The 21,135-nt window shown below is 66.0% G+C and carries 21 protein-coding genes; 11 read left to right on the top strand and 10 right to left on the bottom strand.

Annotated elements, in window-relative coordinates; translation table 11 throughout:
* Positions 1–68: 68 nt before the first annotated feature.
* From JQ617_RS16950 to JQ617_RS16965, 4 genes are all read right to left on the bottom strand, one after another.
* Positions 69–446 (bottom strand): DUF1850 domain-containing protein, encoded by a 378-nt coding sequence (locus JQ617_RS16950; protein WP_349630622.1) that lies wholly within the window; start codon positions 444–446, stop codon positions 69–71.
* Positions 443–2,560, bottom strand: coding sequence for a TRAP transporter permease (locus tag JQ617_RS16955; protein WP_212027278.1), 2,118 nt, complete (start codon positions 2,558–2,560; stop codon positions 443–445). The genes JQ617_RS16950 and JQ617_RS16955 overlap by 4 nt, the downstream gene beginning before the upstream one ends.
* Before the next feature lie 202 nt (positions 2,561–2,762).
* Positions 2,763–3,710 carry a TAXI family TRAP transporter solute-binding subunit gene (locus JQ617_RS16960; protein WP_212027279.1) on the bottom strand — a complete coding sequence of 316 codons (948 nt, stop codon included), beginning with the start codon at positions 3,708–3,710 and terminating at the stop codon, positions 2,763–2,765.
* 373 nt (positions 3,711–4,083) lie between these two features.
* Positions 4,084–4,563: a hypothetical protein gene (locus JQ617_RS16965; RefSeq protein ID WP_063693563.1), complete on the bottom strand. Its 480-nt coding sequence runs from the start codon at positions 4,561–4,563 to the stop codon at positions 4,084–4,086.
* Positions 4,564–4,758: 195 nt separating this feature from the next.
* Between JQ617_RS16965 and JQ617_RS16970 the strand changes: the two genes are divergently transcribed.
* Complete coding sequence (locus JQ617_RS16970) at positions 4,759–5,061, top strand: hypothetical protein (protein WP_212027280.1); 303 nt, start codon at positions 4,759–4,761, stop codon at positions 5,059–5,061.
* Between the two features lie 134 nt (positions 5,062–5,195).
* Here the strand turns inward: JQ617_RS16970 and JQ617_RS16975 are convergent, their stop codons facing one another.
* The gene (locus JQ617_RS16975) at positions 5,196–6,410 is read right to left on the bottom strand and encodes a hypothetical protein (RefSeq protein ID WP_212027281.1); all 1,215 of its coding nucleotides are present in this window, start codon (positions 6,408–6,410) and stop codon (positions 5,196–5,198) included.
* A gap of 73 nt (positions 6,411–6,483) precedes the next feature.
* Positions 6,484–7,113 (bottom strand): NUDIX hydrolase, encoded by a 630-nt coding sequence (locus JQ617_RS16980; protein ID WP_502754882.1) that lies wholly within the window; start codon positions 7,111–7,113, stop codon positions 6,484–6,486.
* A gap of 67 nt (positions 7,114–7,180) precedes the next feature.
* Between JQ617_RS16980 and JQ617_RS16985 the strand changes: the two genes are divergently transcribed.
* Entirely contained in the window at positions 7,181–7,606 is a 426-nt protein-coding gene (locus JQ617_RS16985) for a PaaI family thioesterase (protein ID WP_212027283.1), read from the top strand.
* A gap of 100 nt (positions 7,607–7,706) precedes the next feature.
* On the opposite strand, the gene JQ617_RS16990 is transcribed toward JQ617_RS16985, so the two are convergent.
* Positions 7,707–7,844 (bottom strand): hypothetical protein, encoded by a 138-nt coding sequence (locus JQ617_RS16990; protein WP_212027284.1) that lies wholly within the window; start codon positions 7,842–7,844, stop codon positions 7,707–7,709.
* Between JQ617_RS16990 and JQ617_RS16995 the strand changes: the two genes are divergently transcribed.
* The 6 genes from JQ617_RS16995 to JQ617_RS17020 all read left to right on the top strand — a co-directional run bounded on the left by JQ617_RS16995 (position 7,843) and on the right by JQ617_RS17020 (position 14,594).
* Entirely contained in the window at positions 7,843–8,853 is a 1,011-nt protein-coding gene (locus JQ617_RS16995; RefSeq protein ID WP_212027285.1) for an aldo/keto reductase, read from the top strand. The genes JQ617_RS16990 and JQ617_RS16995 overlap by 2 nt on opposite strands.
* A gap of 15 nt (positions 8,854–8,868) precedes the next feature.
* Positions 8,869–10,182 carry a tetratricopeptide repeat protein gene (locus JQ617_RS17000; protein WP_212027286.1) on the top strand — a complete coding sequence of 438 codons (1,314 nt, stop codon included), beginning with the start codon at positions 8,869–8,871 and terminating at the stop codon, positions 10,180–10,182.
* A 31-nt stretch (positions 10,183–10,213) separates the two neighbouring features.
* The gene (locus JQ617_RS17005; protein WP_212027287.1) at positions 10,214–11,032 is read left to right on the top strand and encodes a CoA transferase subunit A; all 819 of its coding nucleotides are present in this window, start codon (positions 10,214–10,216) and stop codon (positions 11,030–11,032) included.
* 4 nt (positions 11,033–11,036) lie between these two features.
* The gene (locus JQ617_RS17010) at positions 11,037–11,780 is read left to right on the top strand and encodes a CoA transferase (protein WP_212027288.1); all 744 of its coding nucleotides are present in this window, start codon (positions 11,037–11,039) and stop codon (positions 11,778–11,780) included.
* Positions 11,781–11,993: 213 nt separating this feature from the next.
* The gene (locus JQ617_RS17015; RefSeq protein ID WP_212027289.1) at positions 11,994–12,596 is read left to right on the top strand and encodes a hypothetical protein; all 603 of its coding nucleotides are present in this window, start codon (positions 11,994–11,996) and stop codon (positions 12,594–12,596) included.
* Between the two features lie 141 nt (positions 12,597–12,737).
* Complete coding sequence (locus JQ617_RS17020; RefSeq protein ID WP_212027290.1) at positions 12,738–14,594, top strand: sensor histidine kinase; 1,857 nt, start codon at positions 12,738–12,740, stop codon at positions 14,592–14,594.
* Positions 14,595–14,628: 34 nt separating this feature from the next.
* Here the strand turns inward: JQ617_RS17020 and JQ617_RS17025 are convergent, their stop codons facing one another.
* A complete protein-coding gene (locus JQ617_RS17025) occupies positions 14,629–16,212 on the bottom strand; it encodes an oleate hydratase (protein WP_349630623.1) in 1,584 nt (527 codons plus the stop codon).
* Between the two features lie 81 nt (positions 16,213–16,293).
* Complete coding sequence (locus JQ617_RS17030) at positions 16,294–18,108, bottom strand: AMP-dependent synthetase/ligase (protein WP_212027292.1); 1,815 nt, start codon at positions 18,106–18,108, stop codon at positions 16,294–16,296.
* A 112-nt stretch (positions 18,109–18,220) separates the two neighbouring features.
* Between JQ617_RS17030 and JQ617_RS17035 the strand changes: the two genes are divergently transcribed.
* The 3 genes from JQ617_RS17035 to JQ617_RS17045 all read left to right on the top strand — a co-directional run bounded on the left by JQ617_RS17035 (position 18,221) and on the right by JQ617_RS17045 (position 19,781).
* A complete protein-coding gene (locus JQ617_RS17035) occupies positions 18,221–18,568 on the top strand; it encodes a DUF3088 domain-containing protein (protein ID WP_212027293.1) in 348 nt (115 codons plus the stop codon).
* A 166-nt stretch (positions 18,569–18,734) separates the two neighbouring features.
* The gene (locus tag JQ617_RS17040) at positions 18,735–19,304 is read left to right on the top strand and encodes a cysteine hydrolase family protein (protein ID WP_212027294.1); all 570 of its coding nucleotides are present in this window, start codon (positions 18,735–18,737) and stop codon (positions 19,302–19,304) included.
* 162 nt (positions 19,305–19,466) lie between these two features.
* Positions 19,467–19,781 (top strand): hypothetical protein, encoded by a 315-nt coding sequence (locus JQ617_RS17045; protein WP_212027295.1) that lies wholly within the window; start codon positions 19,467–19,469, stop codon positions 19,779–19,781.
* Positions 19,782–19,860: 79 nt separating this feature from the next.
* On the opposite strand, the gene JQ617_RS17050 is transcribed toward JQ617_RS17045, so the two are convergent.
* Positions 19,861–21,132 carry a flavin monoamine oxidase family protein gene (locus JQ617_RS17050; protein ID WP_212027296.1) on the bottom strand — a complete coding sequence of 424 codons (1,272 nt, stop codon included), beginning with the start codon at positions 21,130–21,132 and terminating at the stop codon, positions 19,861–19,863.
* Between the last annotated feature and the right edge of the window lie 3 nt (positions 21,133–21,135).

The raw sequence follows: 21,135 nt of genomic DNA on the forward strand, positions 1-21,135 counted from the left end.
TTTGTAGCCCGGATGAGCGCAGCGATATCCGGGAATAGTGGCCCCGGATGTCGCTGCGCTCATCCGGGCTACGGATCGCTGCAAACTTTCATCGTCGTGACGTTAGCACCGACGTGATGGCCGACAATCTCCGAAAGCGTCTGGCAGCTTCCCTCATGGCACAGCCGCCATTCGCCCGCCGCGCCGGAATTGCCGAGTACCACCTCCGGCATCGGTGCGCGCTGCGGCTTCCATTGAAACCAGCCGTCGACCAGCCGCGCCTCGGGCGGCGGCTCCATGCCGGGGCCGGTGCCCTTGACGCGGGCCTGCACCAGTTCGAGGCCGGCAGGCGTGACGCGCCAGTCTTCCTGCCAGTCCACCTTCGCGATCGAATGTGTCCACACCAGCGTGAACGCCGACAGCGCCAGCGCCTTCGTCGCCCCGGCTGTTGCGAGGCAGAGGCTCACACCGCCTCGACCGGCGCCGGCGGCCGCTGCCGCCACTGCCACAGCACGAGCGCTGCCGAGAGCACGAAGCCCGCGGTGTCGCTGAACGGGAAGTCGCCGAGCAGGCACATCGCGGCGCCCAGCGCCACGACACGCTCGAGCAGCGTCAGCCGCGTGAACAGGAAGCCGATCGCGACCATGCCGAACAGCGCGATCGCCACCAGCGCCTTCACGGTCGCCAGCGCCACCGCGCCATAGAAGCCGAGCTTGGCCGCCATGGGATCGCCCGCCTGCAGCATCAGCGCCGGCGAATAGACGAAGATGAAGGGGATGACATAGCCGGCGAGCGCGATGCGCATCGCCTCCCAGCCGATCTTGTCCGGATTCTCCTTCGCGATCGGCGCCGCGGCAAGCGCAGCGAGCGCCACCGGCGGCGAGAGGTCGGCCATGATGCCGTAGTAGAACGCGAACATGTGGCTCGCGATCAGGGGCACGCCGAGCTTGGCCAGCGCCGGTGCTGCGAGCGCGGCGGTGATGATGTAGGTCGGGATGGTCGGAATGCCGGTGCCGAGCAGGATCGACAGCAGCATGGTCATGATCAGCGCCAGGAACAGGCTCTTCTCACCGAGCCCGATCACCCAGCTGCCGAAGATGGTGCCGACGCCGGTCTGCGACATCATGCCGATGATGACGCCGACGATGGCGCACGCCATGCCGACGGTGATGGCGGATTTCGCGCTCTCTGCCAGTGCGTCGCGGCATTCGCGCAGGGCCTTGAATCCACCACGGACGAACGCGGTGATCACGATCAGCCCGACCACGACACTCGCGACGGGCACAATCTGGAGGCCGTCGCGCGACAGCGCGGCGACGACCAGCGCAAGCCCGACCCAGAAGATGATGCGGATCACCATCGAGGACGCACCCGTCGTGATGGCGGTGCCGAGGATCAGCGTCACGGTGAGCGCGAGGCCCATGCTGCCGGCATAGAGCGGAGTAAAGCCCTCGAACAGCATGTAGACGAGGGCGGCGAGCGGCAGCACGAGGTACCAGCGCGTCACCAGCGCCCTCCACGCGCTCGGAATCTCCGAGCGCTTCATGCCGACGAGGCCGTGCTTGCCGGCTTCCAGATGCACCATCCAGAACGCCGACGCGAAATAGAGGATCGCCGGGATCGCCGCCGCCTTGACGATCTCCGAGTACTGGACGCCAAGCGTCTCCGCCATGATGAAGGCAACCGCGCCCATCACCGGCGGCATGATCTGGCCGCCCATCGAGGCCGTGGCTTCGACGCCGGCCGCGAAGGCGCGGCGGTAGCCGAACCTGATCATCAGGGGAATCGTGAACTGGCCGACGGTGACGACGTTGGCGACACCCGAGCCGGAGATCGTGCCCATCATGCCCGAAGCGAACACCGCGACCTTGGCGGGACCGCCGCGGGTGCGGCCGAACAGTCCGAGAGAAACGTCGGTGAAGAGCTGGATCATGCCGGCGCGCTCCAGGAACGAGCCGAACAGGATGAACAGGAATATGTAGGTCGCCGAAACGTAGATCGGCACGCCGTAAAAACCTTCAGTGCCGAACGACAGATGCGTGACGATCTGGTCGAAGTCATAGCCGCGATGGTTGAGCGGCGACGGCAGGTATTGCCCGAAGAACCAGTAGAGCAAGCAGGCGCCGCACATCAGCGGCAGCGCCGCACCCATCAGCCGCCGTGTGCCCTCGAAGATCAGCACTGCGAGCAGCGTGCCGACCACGAGATCGAGCCGGGTCGGATCGCCGTCGCGCGCGATCAGGTCGGCATAGAAGATCCACTGATAGAGCCCGCAGAAGAAGCCGGCACCGCCGATCACCCAGCCGAGCGCGCGGCCGGCATTGCTCTTCGCGGTGAAGTTGGCGATCAGGCCGAAGGTGAGCAGCACCAGGAAGCCGACATGGACGCCACGCACCACCTGGCTCGGCAGATAGTTGAAGGCGGCGACATAGAGCTGGAAGGTCGCAAAGGCGATGCCGACCCAGTAGGCGAGCGTGCCCCACCAGCCCGGGCCGAAACCTTCGGGGAAACCGTGCTCGAAATTGTCGAACTCGACTTTGACCTTCTCGGGCGCAGCGGCGCCCTCTGCCTTTTCCAGCATCTCAATTGTCCCCAGCCGCTCAACGCTTATAGGTTGGCACGGTCCACCCGCGCCGTCATGCCCGGGCTTGCCCCGGGCATCCACGAACACTCTCTTCCGTCATTCCGGGGCGATGCGAAGCATCGAACCCGGAATCTCGAGATTCCGGGTCTGGTCCTTCGGACCATCCCGGAATGACGACACAGGACGGAACGGGCCGACCCTACTTGATCAGCCCCTTTTCCTTGTAATAGCGGATCGCGCCGGGGTGCAGCGGAACCGGGCTGCCGGTGGCGGCGGACTCGAGCTTGATCTCCTTGCCGGCCGCGTGGGCATTCTGCAGTTCCGGCAGCGACTCGTAGACCAGCTTCGTCATCTGGTAGGCGAGGTCGTCGGAGACGGCGGAAGAGGTCACGAGATAATTGACCACGGCCGCGGTCGGCACATCCTTGTCCTGGCCGGTATAGGTGTTGGCGGGAATGGTCGCCGAGATGAAGGGCGGGCCGATCTTGTCGACGGTCTCCTTCGGCACCGACACGACGGTGATCGAGGCCGAGGTCGAGAGGTCCTTCAGCGAGGCCACGCCGAGGCCGGCGGACTGAAGGGTCGCCCCGAGCTGGCGGTTCTTCATGAGATCGACGGATTCGGCGAACGGCAGGTACTCGACCTTGCCGAGGTCCTTGTAGCTCATGCCAGCGGCACCGAGGATCGCGCGCGAGTTCAGCTCGGTGCCCGACTTCGGCGCGCCGACCGACAGGCTCTTGCCCTTGAGGTCCGCGAGCGTCTTGATGCCGCTTTCGGCGGTGGCGACGATCTGGATGTAGTTCGGATAGATCGCGCCGATGGTGCGCAGCTTGTCCAGCTTGGTCTTGAAGCCAGCCTCCTCCTCGCCCTCCCAGGCGGCCTTCAGCGAGTCGCCCAGCGTGAACGCCAGCTCGCCGCGGCCCTGCTGCAGCAGGATCAGGTTCTCGACCGACGCCTTGGTGGCCTGCACCTGCGTCTTCACGTTCGGAATCTTGTCGCCGTAGATCTTCCCGATCGCGACGCCGAGCGGATAGTAGACGCCGGAGGTGCCGCCGGTCAGCACGTTGATGAAGGATTGCGCATGCGCGCAAGGTGCCGACGCCGCCAGAGCAAAAGCCGCGGCCACGCCGAAAATCGAACGTTTCATGGTTGTTGTACTCCCCAAACCGGCGGGGAAATTGGCCGGATGAGGCAGGCGGGTCAACCCATCCAAAAGGCAAAACAGGACTGCGGTAAATGGCCGTTCCGGCTCGGCTTTTGGGGAACCCGGCGGGTGCGGCGAGGTGGCGCAGTCAGGATGATGAGCGGGCTCAAGTGAGGGGCGATCGCTCGTGCCCTAGGCTCGGTGCAACCTCTCCCGCTTGCGGGAGAGGTCGGCGCGCAGCGCCGGGTGAGGGCTTTCTCCTCTAGGGGATTGTCCCGTTGCGGAAACACCCTCTCCCGAACCCTCCCCCGCAGGCGGGGGAGCGAGCGCATCTCCTACGAGGAGGCGTTCGGGCGCTCCTCTCGCTGGCGCACCCTCACTGGAAGGTCATATCCAGGCACTTGGAGATGTCGGAGCCGAGGCCGGAGGAGATGGTGATGCAGCCGCGGATCTTCTGCGCGTTCATGTCGGCGGCCCAGATCGAGTAGCCGCCGGGGCCGAAGAACGAGTTGGTGTTCGGCGGCTCGGTCTCGGTGGCGTCGAAATCGTAATGGCCGTCGGTCTCGAAGATGCGCGGCTTCTTGGTGCAGCCGCCGTCGGTCTGGACGTTGATGACCTCCTTGTTGTCACGGGTCAGCGCCAGCGAGACCTGGCAGCGGAAATATTCCGAGGTCCTGGTGTTGAAGAGATAGGTGTAGGACTTGCAGGTCGCCGTGTTCAGCTTGCCCGGGGCAAGGCCGCGGCTGCAGGAAATCCGCTGGTTATGGCTGAGCTGGTAGTCGTCGGCCCGGGCAGCCGGCGCCAGCGCCGTCAGCGACAATGCAGCAGCCCAGCAAAGTTTGATCACATGGCGCATCCGAATCATCCCCACCAATATTTTTGTCGAATTGCGTTCTAGACGGAAAGCGGAACATAGTCGCGAGGGGACGAAGGGAAAATCACAAACTGCTGGGCAAGACGTGATGCGTTGCGGCGTTTTGCGAATTGACCCGAAAATACCGTTCGTGATTTGTTCAAGACGGGCCCCCAAGGATGGGGAGGATGGAAAACCATGGCATTTTCAATGAAGACATTTGCAATCGCAGCCGCGCTCGCGGCGTTCGCAGCACCCGCATTGGCGCAAACCGCGCCAACGCCCTGGGAGCTCAAGCCCGACACCGGCTATGCCTATGACAAGGAGGGCAAGACCTACTCCTACAAGATGGGCACCAGCAATGCCGGCGAGCTGCTGAAGGGCGCCAAGAAGGTGCCGAAAGGCACGCTGTTCTTCATCGGCCACAACGGCCAGCTCTACATGCGCAGCGGCCCGTATCTCGAAGGCGACGGCAAGTTCAAGTTCGGGTCGGATCAGTAGGGGCGGCTCTCGCCACAAGCGAAGCTGCCGTAGGGTGGGCAAAGCGAAGCGTGCCCACGATTTCGATCAGAATGTACAGATGGTGGGCACAGCGCTAACGCGCCTTTGCCCACCCTACGGCAGTCCGCCAGTCGCTAGAACGCCCCTGCCAATTCCCTTGCGCCGGGTTTGCTGCTGTTCGAATCCATCCGATCGTCGGTCACCGCGAGCAGCTTGGCCACCGTGTTGTGGCGGATCGCGACCGGGTTGCGCTCGTAGCCGCCGCGCTGGAAGAAGTTCGAGGTCGGCACCTGCTCCCGCATCGCCTGCGGCATCGTCACCATGTCGAGGCCGGTGCCGTCGCCGGTGAGGTTCATCATCTCGAGCTCGGCCGCGCTGAGCGGACGGCTGTAACCCTTGGCGCGGGCGAACAGCACCGACGTCAGCAGCTTGTGGGTCTGCAGCATCGGCCCGATGTCGATATCGAGCACCATCGCATGCATGGCCCAGCCCTGCGCGGTGTTGCCGATCTTCTCGTGCTCCGACCAGGTGTCGGGCACCGATTTCGCGTGCGCCACCATTTTCTTCAGCACCGCGAGCTTGTGCTCGAGCCCCTGGCGCGCCGGGCCCGAGGTCCGCGCCACCTTGTCCGAGAGCGCACGGATGAACTCATGGCCCTGCTCGGCCAGCAGCTCGACGCTGTTGGTGGTGAGCAGCTGGTTGTAGCCCATCGCCGTCGAGATCGCGCGCTTGCCGCCATGCTCGATGCCCGCCTGCACGTCGTAGCTGCCGGTGCCGCCGGTCTCGAACGAATAGACCCGCACCGCCTGCTCGCGCGTCAGCCCCGACGCCAGCGCGTAGCGTGCATAGGCGCGCTTGAACTCGACCTCGCTGGACGGGCGCTGCGGCGTGAACTGGTAGAGCTCCTGCGCCGCGCGCAGCAGATCGGAAACGACGGGGATCGGCTTTTTGGTCGGGCGCTCCGGCGTTTCTTCCGGCTCCGGATTCACCGGCCGCTTCGGCCCGGTATAGAGCGGCGGATGCTCCAGCACGTAATCGTCCAGCGTGACCTGCTGTCCGCTGCGCCGCTTGGCGTTGCGGCCTTTCCGCTTCTCGGAGATCTGGCTCCAATAGGCGCCGGCCTCCTCGTCGAAGGCCGCGCGCGCCGCCTGATACTCCTGCAGCTTGCGGCGATATTCGAGCACGGCGGGCGAGGCCCCGCCTTGCGCAAAGAACTGCGACAGCAGCTGGGCATTGGCATTGCGGACGGACGGCGGCAGCGCGTCGGCCTCGCCGCCGCGCGCGGCGGGCGCGAGCAGGAGAAACGCGAGCGGAACCAGCGTCAGCGGGTTTCGAATCGAATGATGCATGCTGCCCTCTTAGCAGGCATCCGGTAACCGTCACGTTAACGTGCCGTTTACCTTATTTTTTTCGTCCTTTGCCTCACTTCCAGGCGAAAACTGGCTGTTCCAGGTCGGTGACGCGGGTGTGCCGTCCCGCCAGCACCTCGCGGAACTGGTAGATCAAGGCGGCCGTCGGCGCATGGATCAAGCTCATCTGGTGATGGAAGCGGATCACGCGGCGGGTGCTTTCGGGGATGGCGGTGAAATCGAAGGCCTCGTCGCGTTCGATCGTATCGAGCGCGATGCGATGGACCGAGGCCACCTCGTCCGGGTTCGGACGGATCGCGGCACTATCCGCGGCCCAGACCACGACCGGCGTGATCAAATAGCCCGAGCGTGTCGGATAGTCGTCGAGCGTGCCGAGCACGTCGGCGGCTGAAAGCTTGAGCGCGAGCTCTTCATCAAGCTCGCGCAGCGCCGCCTCCACCGGCGTCTCGCCGGCATCGCAGCGACCGCCCGGCAGCGCCCATTGACCGCGATGCGAACGCAGACTCGATGCGCGCTTGGTGAGCAGGAAGGCGGTGTCGTCGCGGTCGTTGGATTCGGTCAGCGCCAGCACTACCGCGGCGCGCTTCAGCGTCGACGGCTCGGCCATCTCGGGCAGCCGCGCGAATGCGGCGCAGGCCTCTGCGATATTCCGTCTGGTGGCATCGTCGAAAGCTCTCATGATGCTTGACTACACCAGGACCGCATCTGATGAAACGAGGAGAGACAGCGTTGCAGGGATGGACGGAGAGATGACGAGCAAGGCCGCCGCAAGGCTCAAATCAGAGGGCTGGAGCATCCTGGAGACCACCGGCTTCATGCACCTGATCGGCCCGTTGTGGGAGCGCAAGGTCGACGGCCAATACGAATTCGCACTCGCCACCGAGGACAAGCACCACAATCGCCGCGGCATGGTCCAGGGTGGCGTGATGATGACCTTCGCCGACCGCACCTGCGGCATGGCCGCCCGCTACAGCTCCGGCAAGGAATACATGGCGACGGTGCAGCTCGACACCCATTTCGTCGAAGCCGGCCAGATCGGCGACATCCTGATCTCCCGCCCCCGCGTGGTGCGCTCGACGCGCAGCCTGATCTTCATGAGCACCGAGGTGACGGTGGACGATCGCTGCATCGTGATGGCGAATGGCGTGTTCAAGATCTTGAAGGGGCCGGGGTAGGTACGCGTCAGACGGCCCGCATTGCCACCACACCCACCGCTGTCATTCCCCGCGCAGGCGGGGAATCCAGATGACACCGATTGCAGAGCACCGGCGTACCCTACACCGTCATTGCGAGCGCAGCGAAGCAATCCAGCATCTTTCCGCGGACGCAGTTCTGGATTGCTTCGCTGCGCTCGCAATGACGGAACTGGGCGGCTATGGTGCCCTCCATCGAAGTATCGAGGAAATAGCCCATGCAATACCGCCAGCTCGGCCGCACCGGCCTCAAAGTCTCGCCGATCTGCCTGGGCACCATGATGTTCGGCGGGCCGACCGATGAGGCCGCATCGAAGCGGATCATCGACAAGGCGCGCGGCGCCGGCATCAATTTCATCGACACCGCCGACGCTTATTCGAAAGGCGCGTCCGAGCAAGTCGTCGGCCGCGCCATCGCCGGCCATCGCCAATCCTGGGTGCTCGCGACGAAGCTTGCCAATCCCATGGGCGACGATCCCAATCGCGTCGGCCTGTCGCGGCGCTGGGTGCTGCAGGCGGCCGACGAAAGCCTGAAGCGGCTCGGCACCGATCACATCGACATTTATTATCTGCACAAGGAAGACCATGCGACGCCGCTGGAGGAGACGGTGCGCGCGATGGGCGATCTGATCCGCGCGGGCAAGGTGCGCTATTTCGGCGTCTCGAACTACCGCGCCTGGCGCGTCGCCGAGATCTGCAACATCTGCGACCGGCTCGGCATCGACCGTCCCGCGGTGAGCCAGCCCTATTACAACGCGATGAACCGCATGCCCGAGGTCGAGCATTTTCCGGCCTGCTCCTATTACGGCCTCGGCATCGTGCCCTACAGCCCGCTCGCGCGCGGCGTGCTCACCGGCAAGTACAGGCCCGACGCAGCCCCCGACAAGGAGACACGCGCGGGCCGCAACGACACCCGCATGATGCAGACGGAATGGCGGCCGGAATCGCTCCAGCTCGCGCAGGAGATCAAGGCTCACGCCGAGAAGAAGGGCATCACTGCCGGCCAGTTCGCGGTCGGCTGGGTGCTGAACTCCGCTTTCGTCTCCTCGATCGTCGCGGGGCCGCGCACCGAGGAGCAGTGGGACGGCTACATCAGCGCGCTCGACTATCGCTTCACCGCCGATGACGAAGCGCTTGTCGACCGGCTGGTCGTTCCGGGCCATCCGTCAACGCCGGGCTACAACGACCCGGCCTATCCGATCGAGGGCCGCCGCGCGCGAACGACGTAACATCGGGAGACCACGATGGCGCATGAGGATCGCTACGGACTGCCGCTTTCCACCGCATCCGATGAGGCGGCATCCGCCTATCGCGAGGGCGTCGACCTCATGCTCGCGGGCTGGACCGGCACGGCGGAGACGCTGGAACGCGCGATTGCGGCGGATCCGGATTTCGCGCTTGCCCAGATCGCCCGCGCCCGCGTGCATGCCTTCTACCAGCAGGGCGACCTCGCGCGGCAGAAGGCCGCGCGCGCGAGAGAGATCGTCGCCACGCGTGGCACTGAGCGCGAGCGCTCGCATGTCGAGACGCTGGCGCTGGCGATCGAGGGCCGGCTGCCCGACGCCATCGCCGCGATGTCCCGGCATGTCGAGGCATGGCCGCGCGATGCCGTGGTGCTGTCGCTGCCGCTCGGCGCCTTCGGCCTGTTCGCCTTCTCAGGCATGCCCGACCACGACCGCGCAAGGCACGAACTGTGCGAGCGCGTCGCGCGGCACTACGACGAGGACTGGTGGTTCCTCACCATGTCCGGCTGGGCGATGACCGAGAACGGCGACGTCGCGCGCGGCCGCGCCGTCACCGAGCGTGGCTTCAATCTGCGCCGCGCCAACGCCCACGCCGCGCACGCGGTGCTGCACGCGATGTTCGAGGACGGCTCGATCGACGAGGCCGACCGCCTCGTCGACGAGTGGATCCCCACTTACGGCCGCGCCGGCATCCTGCACGGCCACATCCTCTGGCACCAGGCGCTCGGCGCGCTGGAACACGGCGATGCGGCGAAGGCGCTCAGGATCTACGCCGACGTGCTGCAGCCTTCGGCGACGCAGGCCCCGCCGCTCAACATCGTCACCGACAGCGCCTCGCTGCTCTGGCGCCTTGCGGCCTACGGTCATTCCGTGCCGCAGGCGCTGTGGCTGGAAGCCGACGGCGCCGCACAAAAACTGTTTCCGAAATCGAGCCTGCCGTTCGCCGACGTCCACATGGCGTTGTTCGCCGCCGCAACCCAGAACCGCGAGGCGCTTGCCGCCCGGCTCGCCGTCATCGAACAGCGCCTCGCCGAGGGCAAGCTGCCGGCCGGCCCCGTGGTGCCGGCGATCTGCCGGGCCCTGGCGGCCTTCGCGGATGAGGATCATGCAGCCTGCGTGCAAGCGCTCGCGCCCGTCCTTGGCGAGGTCGTCCGCATCGGCGGCAGCCACGCCCAGCGCGAGCTGATCGAGGACACCTTCATCGTCGCGCTGATGCGCAGCGGCGACCTCTCGCGCGCACGCACCCTGCTCGACGCCCGCCTGCACCGCCGTCCCTCCATGCGCGATACGCGCTGGCAGGCGGCGATGGCTTGAGGCAGGATCAGGAAAACACCGGAGGACGCCCATGACCGAGATCGTTGCGCTGGAAGCGCTGGCCGCGCGCGTGGCATCGGGGCAAACGCTCGCCGTTCCCGTGGACCGCTCCGGTGTCGCGATGGCCGCGACCGCGGCGATCATCTCGGCCGGCATCGACGATCTTCATCTGGTCTGCGTCCCCATCAGCGGCATGCAGGCCGATCTCCTGATCGGCGCAGGCGCCGTCAAGACGCTCGAGACCAGCGCCATCTCGCTCGGCGAAGCCGGCGGCGCGCCGCGTTTCGGCGCTGCGGTGCGAGCCGGCACCGTGACGCTCCGCGATGCCACCTGCCCCGCGATTCACGCCGGCCTGATCGCGGCGCAGCACGGCGTGCCCTTCATGCCGATCGCCGGCATCATCGGCAGCGATCTGCTCGAGGTGCGGCCCGACTGGAAGGTGATCGACAGTCCGGTCGGCGAACCGCGCAAGGTGGTGGTGGTGCCCGCCATCGAGCCGGACGTCGCGCTGTTTCATGCACCGGAGGCCGACCGTGCCGGCAATGTCAGGATCGGCCGCTTCCGCGAGCTCGCCACCATGGCCTATGCCGCCAAGCGAACGCTGGTCACCGTCGAGCGCATCGTCGACCACGATCTGTTCGAGACCGAAGAGTCCGCCGCCGGCGTGCTGCCCTCGATCTATGTCGACGCCATCGCGGTGGCCGAGAGCGGCGCCTGGCCGCTGGCGCTATGGGACGAATATCCCGCCGACGAGGCCGAGATCGCGCGCTACGTGGCGATGGCGCGCAGCGAGGACGGCTTCCGCGCCTATCTCTCGACGTTCCTGTCCCATCGCAAGCAGGTGGCCTGACGCCATGGCCTCCGAACACGAACGCCGCGAAATCCTCATCGCCACCATCGCCGATCTGCTCGACGGCATCCGCCACGTCGCGGTCGGCGCGTCGTCGCCGATTCCGGCGGCCGGCGCGATGCTGCTGCGCGCGCGCAACGAACTCTGTGGCAAGCCGCCGGTGCGCATCTCGATCCTGGGTTCGCAGCGGCACAATTTCTTCACCAATGGCGGCGTCGAGCTGTTCGACTGCGCCGCGCAGGGCCGGGTCGACGCGTTCTTTCTCGGCGGCGGCCAGATCGACGGCGCGGGCAATATCAACCTCGTCGGTACCGGTGACTACCCGAAGACCGACGTGCGCTGGCCCGGCTCGTTCGGCTCGGCCTATCTCTATCACCTGATCCCGCGCGTGATCCTGTTTCGCGAGGAGCATTCGCCGCGCGTGTTCGTGCCGAAGGTCGACTTCGTCAGCGCCAGGGCGGTTACCCCTGAGGTACCCCGCCGCGGCGGCCCCCATGCGCTTCTGACCAACATGGCGCTGTTCGATTTCGATCGCGACGCAGGCAGGTTCGCCTTGCGCTCGGTGCACGCGCCGTTCACGCCGGCCGACATCCGGGAGAACACCGGCTTCGACTATACCGAGCCGGAGGTCGTACGCGAGACGCCGCGGCCCGACGCCGCCACCCTGGAGCTGCTGCACGGAAAGATTCTCGACGAGCTCGCCGAGACTTATCCCGCTTTTGCCCGGACCATGAAGCAGGCGGCATAACCGCCATCCGCCTTCGCCACGAAAAAAACACCGGCCTGGCGGCAAGTGCCCGCCGGGACGATGGGGCGATTTGGACGAATCGCCAGGGGTGGTGCGGTGGTATTCCAGACGGCAGCGCGAACGGGGTCGCAACCAATTTGCGATTCGATGGTTATGAAGCGGACCTTCGCCGCGATCCCGTTATCCGTGGTCCACTGGCATACGAGCCTGACGATGCGCCTTCGCCGACCGGTCCTCGCAGCAACCCTCACAGCGTTCGCCGTGGCTTCGGCAAGTGCTTGGACAAGTCCTTGTTTCGCCGAAGATTCCAAACCCATTGCGGTCAACAATCCGCCGGCCCAGCAAACCGCCTTGATCGACCTGCTGGCGCTGATGTCCGGCCACTGCAAGACGCTGACGGTCGCGGGCCGCACCTATGCCTGCAAGGCCGTGGCCTATGCCCATGCCGACAAGGGCCGGGTCAATTTCGCGGTCGCCGTGGACGATCCGAACGACGAGAACCACGTCGTGTCGTTCTCCGGCGAGAACGGTAAGCGTGCCGACGACAATTCCTACGAGCTGCCGATCGACCGCATGCTGCTCAACTCCAAGGACCGGCCCAAGGTCGACGGTCTGCCGGTACCGGCCGAACAGGCCTCCACCGGTGTTTGCCGCCAGACCGGCAACTTCGCAGCGAAGAAGGTGAACGACGTCACCTGCACGGCGACCGACAATGAAGGCCGCCGATATGAACTGCTGTTCGTCTCCGACGGTACGCCGGTGAGCGTGCGCCGTATCCGGCAATCGTCGCCGTCGATCCAGGACCCGTTCAAGTAGCGGCACTCGCCCCGCATTGCGTGATCGCACTGTCGGCTGCGCATCGCTCCGTTGAAACTTCAGGTCAGGCTTGTATGCTCGCGCGCGCGTCCTCATCGAGGAGGTGCGATTGCAACCGGAGGCGGGGCCGAGAGTGCAACAATGCGTGTGATCGCCGGGCTCGTGCGCATCCTGATCGTCTGCCTGCTCGCAAGCCTGTCGCGTGAATGCATCGCAGCCGACGGCCCAAGGCAGCGTTCGATCCTGGTGCTGGAAGAAGCCGATTTCCGCTCGCCGTTCTATCTCGAGATCTTTGCCGGCATCCGTGCCGCCGCGAAGCAGAACGGAAATGCCCACACGGTGATCTTCGGCGAGAGCCTAGATCTCGCCCGCTTCCCGGGACAGGATTACGAAGAGAGCCTGATCGGTCACCTCAAGACCAAATATGCGCAGCGGCCGATCGACGTCATCGTCTCGATCGGCGTCTCCTCGGCAAAATTCCTGCAGCGACGGAAGCAGGAGATCTGGCCGGCCGCACCGGTCGTCTACGGCTTCGTGCCCGATCTGCCCGAGACGCGCGCGCTGTTTCTGCCCAACTCGACCGCCGTCTTCGCGAGGGTGAGACCCGCGCAGCTCCTGACCGCCGCGCGCGCCGTCGTTCCCGACTTGACCCGCGTCGTCCTGGTGGGCGAGGCCTGGAAGAACCCGCTGACATACGGGCACTGGAAGCAGGACTTCGCGGCGGCAATGCCCGATCTCGAAGTCACCGACCTCTCCGGCGCGGTGCTGCGCGACGTCCGCAAGCAGGTCGCTGCCCTGCCCGACCGCTCGGCGATCCTGACCTCGGCGATGTATTCCGACGGCGAAGGCACCTATTATTCCCCCGCGGCGGCGCTTGCGCGCGTTGCCGAGAATGCGAACCGCCCGATCATCATCACGTCGGACACGTTCCTCGGACGGGCGGGCGTGGGCGGCTTCCTGCTGATGCCCGAAATCATCGGGCGGGAAGCCGGCGAACTGGCGATGCGGATTCTCGATGGCGAATCGCCCCAGAGCATCGCACCGTTCGGCGGGAATAACGTGAAGCCGGTCTTCGATTCGCGGGAGCTGAAGCGCTGGAACGTGGACGAAGCCAACCTGCCCCCCGGCAGCGAGATTCGTTTCCGCGAACCGAGCTTCTGGGCGCAGTACTACTGGCACTCCCTGATCGTCGCGAGCGTGATGCTGGTGCAGGCGCTGATGATCACCATCCTGCTGCGCGAGCGCCGCCTGCGCTTCGTGGCCGAGGTCGAGGCACGCCAGCGCATGTCCGAGCTCGCCCACATGAACCGCCGCGCGACCGCGGGAGAGATGTCCGTCTCGCTCGCCCACGAGCTGAACCAGCCGCTCGCCGCCATCCTCATCAATGCCGAAACGGCCCAGCAGATCTTGAAGCATCCAACGCCCGACCTCCGGGAGATCAAGGACATACTGGACCACATCCGCCGCGACGATCAGCGGGCGGCCGAAGTCATCGGCCGGCTGCGCTCGTTCCTGAAGCGGGACCCGACCGAACGGCGCGAGCTCGACTTCAATGCGACGGTCGGCGAGGTCTTCCGATTTCTCTCCGTGCAGGCCCTGACCCATGATGTCGAGCTCGTGACGCAGCCGTCGCCAGTGGACATCCGCGTGAAAGGCGACAAGGTTCAGCTCCAGCAGGCCATCCTGAATCTCGTCGTGAACGGCATGGATGCCGTGGCCCATCTTCCGGACGATCGGCGCCGCGTCGTCGGCCGCACCAGTCTCGCCGACGGCAATCTGGCCGTCGTCTCCATCGCCGACACGGGCGACGGCATCCTCGCGGAGAAGGTCACCGACATATTCAAGCCGTTCTTCACGACCAAGGCGCAAGGAATGGGCATCGGCCTCTCGATCGCGCATACGATCATCGAGGCACATGGCGGCCGCATCTGGGCTGAAAACGCGCCGGGAGGCGGCGCCGTCTTTCACGTCAGCCTGCCGCTGGCAGCGGCGCGATAGCAACTGCCGTATGTGCCGGCGACGCCGTCCCGGCTCAGGCGAACGCTTTCTCCAGCGTCGCGAAGATCACCGCGAGCGACTTGTCGTGACGGGTCACCGGCGGCACCGGCCGGTCGAGCTTCATCAGCTGATAGACGGCCATCTGCGCCGCGCGCACCGAATATTCGACGGTGAAGACGACGTCGTCGGGGATCTCGACGAACTGGCTGACGAAGGCGAGGTTGACCGAATTTTTGGGCACCGGCAGCGGCCGGTCGGTCAGATTGCGCGGCATGAACATGCTGGTGATGTAGGGCATGCGGCAGGGAATGCAGGTCGCAGTCTCGAACAATGCACGATCGAAATTCAGGTGCCCGCACAGCTCGTGCAGGATGTCGGCGCCGCCGCAATCGGACATCGGCTTTCCGACGAAATTGCCGACGCGATCGGGATGCAGCGCGTACCCCCAAAACACCTGCACGTCCTTCGGCTGGCCCGCGAAATGCGGCTGGTGATACAGCACGACCGACATCAGCCAGTTGGAATCCCTGAACGTGACCAGCCCGCCGGTGCCGGCCTTGTTGCCGGAGAACGCCTCCATCTTGTCGAAGAAGCCCGAGTCGCGGCAGGTGACCGTGAAGGACAGCCAGTAGGATTCAGGAATCGAGGTGTTGAACGCGGACGGGTTGCCGAATTCGGGACGTCCTTGCGCGATGCTCTCCCACAGCGCCCAGCCCTGGCTGTCCTTCCCGGTCAGGTGCGGCGGCGGCTCGATCATGGTGCCCAGGCTCGAGGCATCCGTCATCGAGCCGTTCTGGAAGAACACAAGGTCGCCGTCATCGAGGCGGACATTGGCGGTGCGGCCATCGCGGTCGAGCATGAGCTGGCGGACACGGACGCGCCCGCCCTCGTCCTCGAGCGTCATGTCGGTGACGCGGGTACCGCGCACGAACTGCACACCCTGCCGCTTCAGCCAATCGGCGAGCGGCCGCACGATCGCGTCATACTGATTGTAGACCGTGCGCTTGACGCCCGCGAGGGTCTCGATGCGCGGAAACTCGTTCATGAAGCGGTGCAGATAGCGCTTCAGCTCGACCGCGCTGTGCCAGGGCTGGAAGGCGAAGGTGGTCTGCCACATGTACCAGAAATTCGACTCGAAGAATTTCGGCGACAACCAGTCGGTGATGCGGCTGTTGCCGAGCGTCTCCTCCGAGGCCTCGGTGAGCCGCAGCAGCTCGAGCCGGTCGCGCGCCGAAAAGCCCATATGGGTGACGTCGATCTTGAAGCGGTTGCGGTCGACCAGCCGCGCTTGCGAATGCGCCGGATTCTCCAGGTTGAACGCGATGGTCTCGTCGCGCACGCTGAGGCCGGGATGTTCGAGCGAGGGAATGCTCGACAGCAGGTCCCAGGTGCATTCGTAGTGATCGGTGGTGAGCATGCGCCCGCCGCGCAGCGAATAGGCGCCGCTGGCGAGCAGCGCGCCGTCGAGGCTGCCGCCGACCAGCGGCTGCGCCTCGTAGATCACGATATCGCGCCCCGGCAGCTGAGCGTCGCGAATCAGGAACGCCGCGCCCGCGAGCGATCCGATGCCACCACCGATGAAATACGCCTTCATGACCTGCCTCGATTGCAATTCCACGTTCGAAGCGACATTGCATGGCGGGGCGCAGGCAAAGTTGCGCTGGATCAAGCGAGGCGAGAGGCGGGAATCACATCGACGTTATTGTCGCGGCTTCTTCGCGTAGATCTGATCGATCTCGCTCGCGAAGCGGCGCTCCAGCGCGGGGCGCTTGTTCTTCAGCGTCGGCGTCAGCAGACCGCTGGCGATGGTCCAGGGCTCCAGCGTCCACCACACCGCGCGCGGCGTCGCGTAGGACGGATAGGCTTTCACAGCCGCCGCGATCCGCGCCAGCAGCGCGGCCCGCTCCGCCGCGCCGCCTTTCTTGCCGCTCGCAGCCAAGGTTTCCTTCTCCTGCGCCCAGGCCTTGGCGTTGAGCACGACCAGCGCGGTGAGGAAGGGGCGCTGCTCGCCGACCACCAGCGCCTGCTCGAACAGGGGATCGGCGAGCATCGCGGTCTCCAGATCAACCGGCGCGATCTTCTCGCCGGTGGATGTAACGAGAATGTCCTTGATGCGGCCGGTGATGGTGATGCGGCCGTTCTCGATGCGCGCCTGGTCGCCGGTATGCAGCCAACCGTCGGCTTGCTTCACGCGGCGGGTCTCGTCAGGCTTGCGCCAATAGCCGAGCATCACGCTGCGGCCGCGGACCAGCAGCTCGTCATTCTCGCCCAGCCTGACCTCGACACCGTCGAGCACATGGCCGACCGAATGCGGATCGTTGACCTCGGGCGTGTTGACGGAAACCACCGGCGAGGTTTCAGTCATGCCGTAGCCCTGGAGGACGTCGAGGCCCAGCGCGAGGAACAGGCGAATGACCGGCTCGGCGATCGGCGCGCCGCCGGAGACCGCAACGCGCAGCCTGCCGCCGAGCTGCGCCAGCACCTTGTCGGCGACGAGCCGCTTCAGCAGCGGCCAGAGCAGCCGATCCGGCAGCGGCGGCGGGCCGCGCCGCTGCCGCGCATCGAAGCGCCGGCCGCCGACGGCGATCGTGAGGTCGAGCAGCACCCGCTCGATGGCGCGACCCGATGCGCGACGCTGCATGATCAGCGCGTAGATGCGCTCATAGATCCGCGGCACCGAGATCAGCACCGTCGGCCGCACATGCCGCAGATCTTCCGACAACAGCGGCACCGAGCGCGCATAAGCGACGCAGGCCCCTGCGGCGACCGGATAGTAATAGCCGCCGGTACGTTCGAAGGTGTGCGACAGCGGCAGGAAGGACAGGAAGACATCGTGCGGTTCGGCGGCGATCCGCCGCGCGATCGCCTGCACATTGGCGATCACGTTGTCGTGGGTCAGCATCACGCCCTTCGGCCGCCCGGTCGTGCCGGAGGTATAGACGATGGCGGCAAGATCGTTCGACTCCACTGCGACATCGGCCAGCGGCGCGGTTGCGACCGGTGCTTGTGCCAGCCAATGGTCGAGCCCGACGATGCGCGCATCAGGCGTGATCAGCCCGTCTGCATCGGCGCAGACGACGCGCTTGAGATGATCGAGCGGCTGGCCGGTGGCGACAATCGCCTGCCAGCGCTCAAGTGTATCCACGAACAGCAGCAGCGCGCCGGAATCGGCGAGGATGTAGGCGATGCTGTCGGGGTTGTCGACCGCATGCATCGGGACCGGGACGAGCCCACGCGACAGCGCCGCCTGGTCCATCGCAATGTGCGGAATGCCGTTCGGCATCAGGATGGCGACACGCTCACCCGGCGCAAGGCCCTCGGCCGCAAGCGCCCGCCGCCAAGTCTCGAATTCCGCGTCGATCTCGTGCCAGGACTGGCTGACCCAGCGCGCGGCCCTGGCGTCGAAATGGCGATAGGCTTCCGCCGCAGGCGTCGCCTTGATGCGCCAGCGCAGCAGCTCCGGCAATGTCCTGACGTCTGCGAGCGTCTGCGGTTGACTGACCGGCCCCGGCATGGCGTCCTTTCCTGGCCCGATTGATTCCACCTCAATCTGGGACTTCGACACTAGGCCGGCCAGTCCTTGCTGCCTTGATCCTCGGCAAGGCGGCCATGCCCCGGAGCGATCCATGATTCGCGACCGCCTGTTCCTGCTGCGGCACGGCTTCGAGGACCCCGCCTATCCGGGGCAACTCTTCTATTGCTGGCATTGCGCGCTGATCGAGGGCGTACTCGCCTCGTTTCCGGCCCTTGCCGAAAGGCTCGACGTCGAGCGCATTGCGTGGCCCAAGCCGAGGCAGGCGGTGATCGCGCTGGTCGGCGCGGAAAATCAGTCGCTGCCCCTGCTTGTCCTGGCGGACGGGACGACCTCGCCGCACCAGACCGGCAGCCATCAGGGCCGTGCCTTCATCGCCGACAAGGATGCCATCCTTGCCGCGCTCTCCGAACGCCACGGCTTTCCCGATCCGCACCCGTAGGGAGGTCCTGTAGTCCGCATGAGCGCAGCGACATGCGGGATCAGCGGCCCCGGATATCGCTTCGCTAATCCGGGCTACGGGTCACGTCGCGAAACGAGGGAAGATTGGCATTGCGCCCTCCCGGTCGCTGCGCATAGTCGGCTCGACAAACGTCTGAAGGCCCACCATGCCCACGCCCCTCCCCGCCCTCATCGTCGTCGACGTCCAGCGCGCATTCGATGAATGGGAGGCGGCGGGCAAGCGGCGCAACAATCCCGATGCGGTCGCGCGCATCGCCGATCTGCTCGCGGCGTTCAGGACCAGCCGCGCGCCGATCTTCCACATCCGCCACGAAGGCACCAGGCCGAATTCCTCGTTCCTGCCGTCGCGCCCCGGTTACGCCGTCAAGGACGAGGCACGCGAACAGGACGGCGAGCCCGTCATCGTCAAGCAGGTCAACAGCGCCTTCATCGGCACCGACCTCGAGCAGCGCCTGCGCGAGGCCGGCATCACGACACTCGTCATCTGCGGCGCCACCACCAATCATTGCGTGGAAACGACGACGCGGATGGCCGGCAATCTCGGCTTCGATGCGCGTCTCGTGCGCGATGCGACCTGGACGTTCGACCGGATCGGCCCCGACGGCGATGCGCATTCCGCCGAAGCGATCCATGCGATGACGCTGTCGAATCTCAACGGCGAATTCGCGCGCATCGTCACGACCGCCGATGTGATCGCACCGTTCGCGGCGAAGTGATGGCAACGATGCGATCAATCCAGACGATGCGACAATAAATCTCACGACGCGCGTTCATTCGCATCGTTCAAGCCTCGCGCGCTGCGTCGTTTCGACGCCCGCACTCGCCGGAACGCATCGAACACCCATCTGTTGTCACACGACATCAACTGGAGTGACGACATGAAGTATCTCATTGCCGCGATCGCTATCGGTGCTGCGGCGCTTGCCGGCGGATCGGCGGCAAACGCGGCCAACAACACAAGCGCGAAACAGAACGCGCGGGCGCCGACCGACATCAGCGCGCAGCACAGGCACCATCATCATGGCCACCGCCAGCATCATCACTGGCGCCAGCACCACCACGGCTACCATCGCCCGCATTACCGCAGCTACGGCTATTACCCGCGGCACCACGGCTATTACGGCGGCGGACCGTACGGATATTATGGCGGCGGTCCGAGCGTGAGCTTCGGCTTCGGCGGCGGCCGCTGGTGAACCTGAACGGCCCGCAGAGATGCGGGCCTTTCATTTGCCGGCCCGCCACGGCCGGCTTGTCCCGGCCGTGGCGAAAGACTTACCCGCGCAAGATCATCCCCGCCGTCTGCAGTCCGCTCGCGAGTGCCGCCTCGACCGTCCCCATGTCGCGGCCGCGATAGAGCGCTTCGCCGGAAAACAGCACCGGGCCGTCGGCGCCGGCGAGGATCGTCTGCGCCGCGCGCGTCTTCGGCGTTGCCCAGGAATAGGCGCCGCGTGCGAAGGGATCGTGCCCCCAATTGGTCGCCGTCCCAGTCACGAGCTCGCGCGCGACGTCGTCGTGCGGCAGGCCGAAGATCGCGGCAAGCGAAGAGAGCCCCGCCTCGATCAGTTCCCGCTCATCGAGATGCGACAGCTCCGCCGTTCGGGGCCCGCCGAACCAGCCGGTGAGCACGGGGTGCTGGTCCGGATAGCGCGTCCACCACACCGGGATGGTCTGCTCCGACAACAGGAAGGTCATGTCTGCAAGATCCTGCCTCTGCTCGCGCCACCATGGCCGTGCGAAGCGCAGCAGGATTTTGATCACGCAGCCGAAGCCGATGTCGCCGGCGGCCGCGGCCTTGGTCCGCGCAGACGCCGGCAGAGCGATGTCCCGCAGCAACGGCAACGGAACGGTGACGATCGCGCGATCGCAGCAATGCACGTCACCGCCGGCACAGCGGACCGCGAGCGCGCCGCGCTCCTCCGCGATCGCCGACACCGCGCAGCCGAGGCGGATCGTGGCGCCGTGCCTGCGACACTCCTCCACCAGAAATTCGATCAGCGCGCCATAGCCGCCGACGATCCGCGCCTGCGAATGATGCCCGCCGTCCATCCATTCCTCGCGCAACGCCAGGATCGAGGCGCGCTCCGTATCGGCGGCATCGTAGCCTTCGACCATGCGCTCGATGGAATGGCGCAGCCGGCCATATTCGGGCCCGGCAAAATGACGGCGCAGGAAATCGGCGACGGTGAGGTCGTCCTTCAGATCCCCGAGCACGGCGTGCAGCTCCGCTTCATGCGGATCATGGCGTTCCTCGTGCGAGAGCCCCGTGCCGTCGAAGCTCCATTGCGTGCCTTCGATCTCCTGGGCGGACAGCCCCGCCTCGCGCAGCAGCGCGCGCGTGACCGGCGCTTCGCCATGAATGAATTCGGCGCCGCCATCGGCGGGGTAGCCGAACTGCTCCACCGGCAGCGGATGGATGCGCCCGCCGCAGCGCTCGCGTGCTTCGAGGATGGTCACCTTCTTGCCGCGGCGCGCAAGCTCGCGCGCCGCAACCAGGCCAGCCGCCCCCGCACCGACAATGACGATGTGCTCTGAGATGTCAGACATGAC

The sequence above is a fragment of the Bradyrhizobium sp. KB893862 SZCCT0404 genome (assembly GCF_018130885.1).
GTDB classification, from domain to species: Bacteria; Pseudomonadota; Alphaproteobacteria; order Rhizobiales; family Xanthobacteraceae; genus Bradyrhizobium; species Bradyrhizobium stylosanthis.

Bases quoted from the DNA above. Each gene is read 5' to 3' on its own strand.
- JQ617_RS16955 (WP_212027278.1), bottom strand. From the start codon at position 2,560: ATGCTGGAAAAGGCAGAGGGCGCCGCTGCGCCCGAGAAGGTCAAAGTC.
- JQ617_RS16960 (WP_212027279.1), bottom strand. From the start codon at position 3,710: ATGAAACGTTCGATTTTCGGCGTGGCCGCGGCTTTTGCTCTGGCGGCG.
- JQ617_RS16965 (WP_063693563.1), bottom strand. From the start codon at position 4,563: ATGCGCCATGTGATCAAACTTTGCTGGGCTGCTGCATTGTCGCTGACG.
- JQ617_RS16970 (WP_212027280.1), top strand. From the start codon at position 4,759: ATGGCATTTTCAATGAAGACATTTGCAATCGCAGCCGCGCTCGCGGCG.
- JQ617_RS16975 (WP_212027281.1), bottom strand. From the start codon at position 6,410: ATGCATCATTCGATTCGAAACCCGCTGACGCTGGTTCCGCTCGCGTTT.
- JQ617_RS16985 (WP_212027283.1), top strand. From the start codon at position 7,181: ATGACGAGCAAGGCCGCCGCAAGGCTCAAATCAGAGGGCTGGAGCATC.
- JQ617_RS16995 (WP_212027285.1), top strand. From the start codon at position 7,843: ATGCAATACCGCCAGCTCGGCCGCACCGGCCTCAAAGTCTCGCCGATC.
- JQ617_RS16990 (WP_212027284.1), bottom strand. From the start codon at position 7,844: ATGGGCTATTTCCTCGATACTTCGATGGAGGGCACCATAGCCGCCCAG.
- JQ617_RS17000 (WP_212027286.1), top strand. From the start codon at position 8,869: ATGGCGCATGAGGATCGCTACGGACTGCCGCTTTCCACCGCATCCGAT.
- JQ617_RS17005 (WP_212027287.1), top strand. From the start codon at position 10,214: ATGACCGAGATCGTTGCGCTGGAAGCGCTGGCCGCGCGCGTGGCATCG.
- JQ617_RS17010 (WP_212027288.1), top strand. From the start codon at position 11,037: ATGGCCTCCGAACACGAACGCCGCGAAATCCTCATCGCCACCATCGCC.
- JQ617_RS17015 (WP_212027289.1), top strand. From the start codon at position 11,994: ATGCGCCTTCGCCGACCGGTCCTCGCAGCAACCCTCACAGCGTTCGCC.
- JQ617_RS17020 (WP_212027290.1), top strand. From the start codon at position 12,738: ATGCGTGTGATCGCCGGGCTCGTGCGCATCCTGATCGTCTGCCTGCTC.
- JQ617_RS17030 (WP_212027292.1), bottom strand. From the start codon at position 18,108: ATGCCGGGGCCGGTCAGTCAACCGCAGACGCTCGCAGACGTCAGGACA.
- JQ617_RS17035 (WP_212027293.1), top strand. From the start codon at position 18,221: ATGATTCGCGACCGCCTGTTCCTGCTGCGGCACGGCTTCGAGGACCCC.
- JQ617_RS17040 (WP_212027294.1), top strand. From the start codon at position 18,735: ATGCCCACGCCCCTCCCCGCCCTCATCGTCGTCGACGTCCAGCGCGCA.
- JQ617_RS17045 (WP_212027295.1), top strand. From the start codon at position 19,467: ATGAAGTATCTCATTGCCGCGATCGCTATCGGTGCTGCGGCGCTTGCC.
- JQ617_RS17050 (WP_212027296.1), bottom strand. From the start codon at position 21,132: ATGTCTGACATCTCAGAGCACATCGTCATTGTCGGTGCGGGGGCGGCT.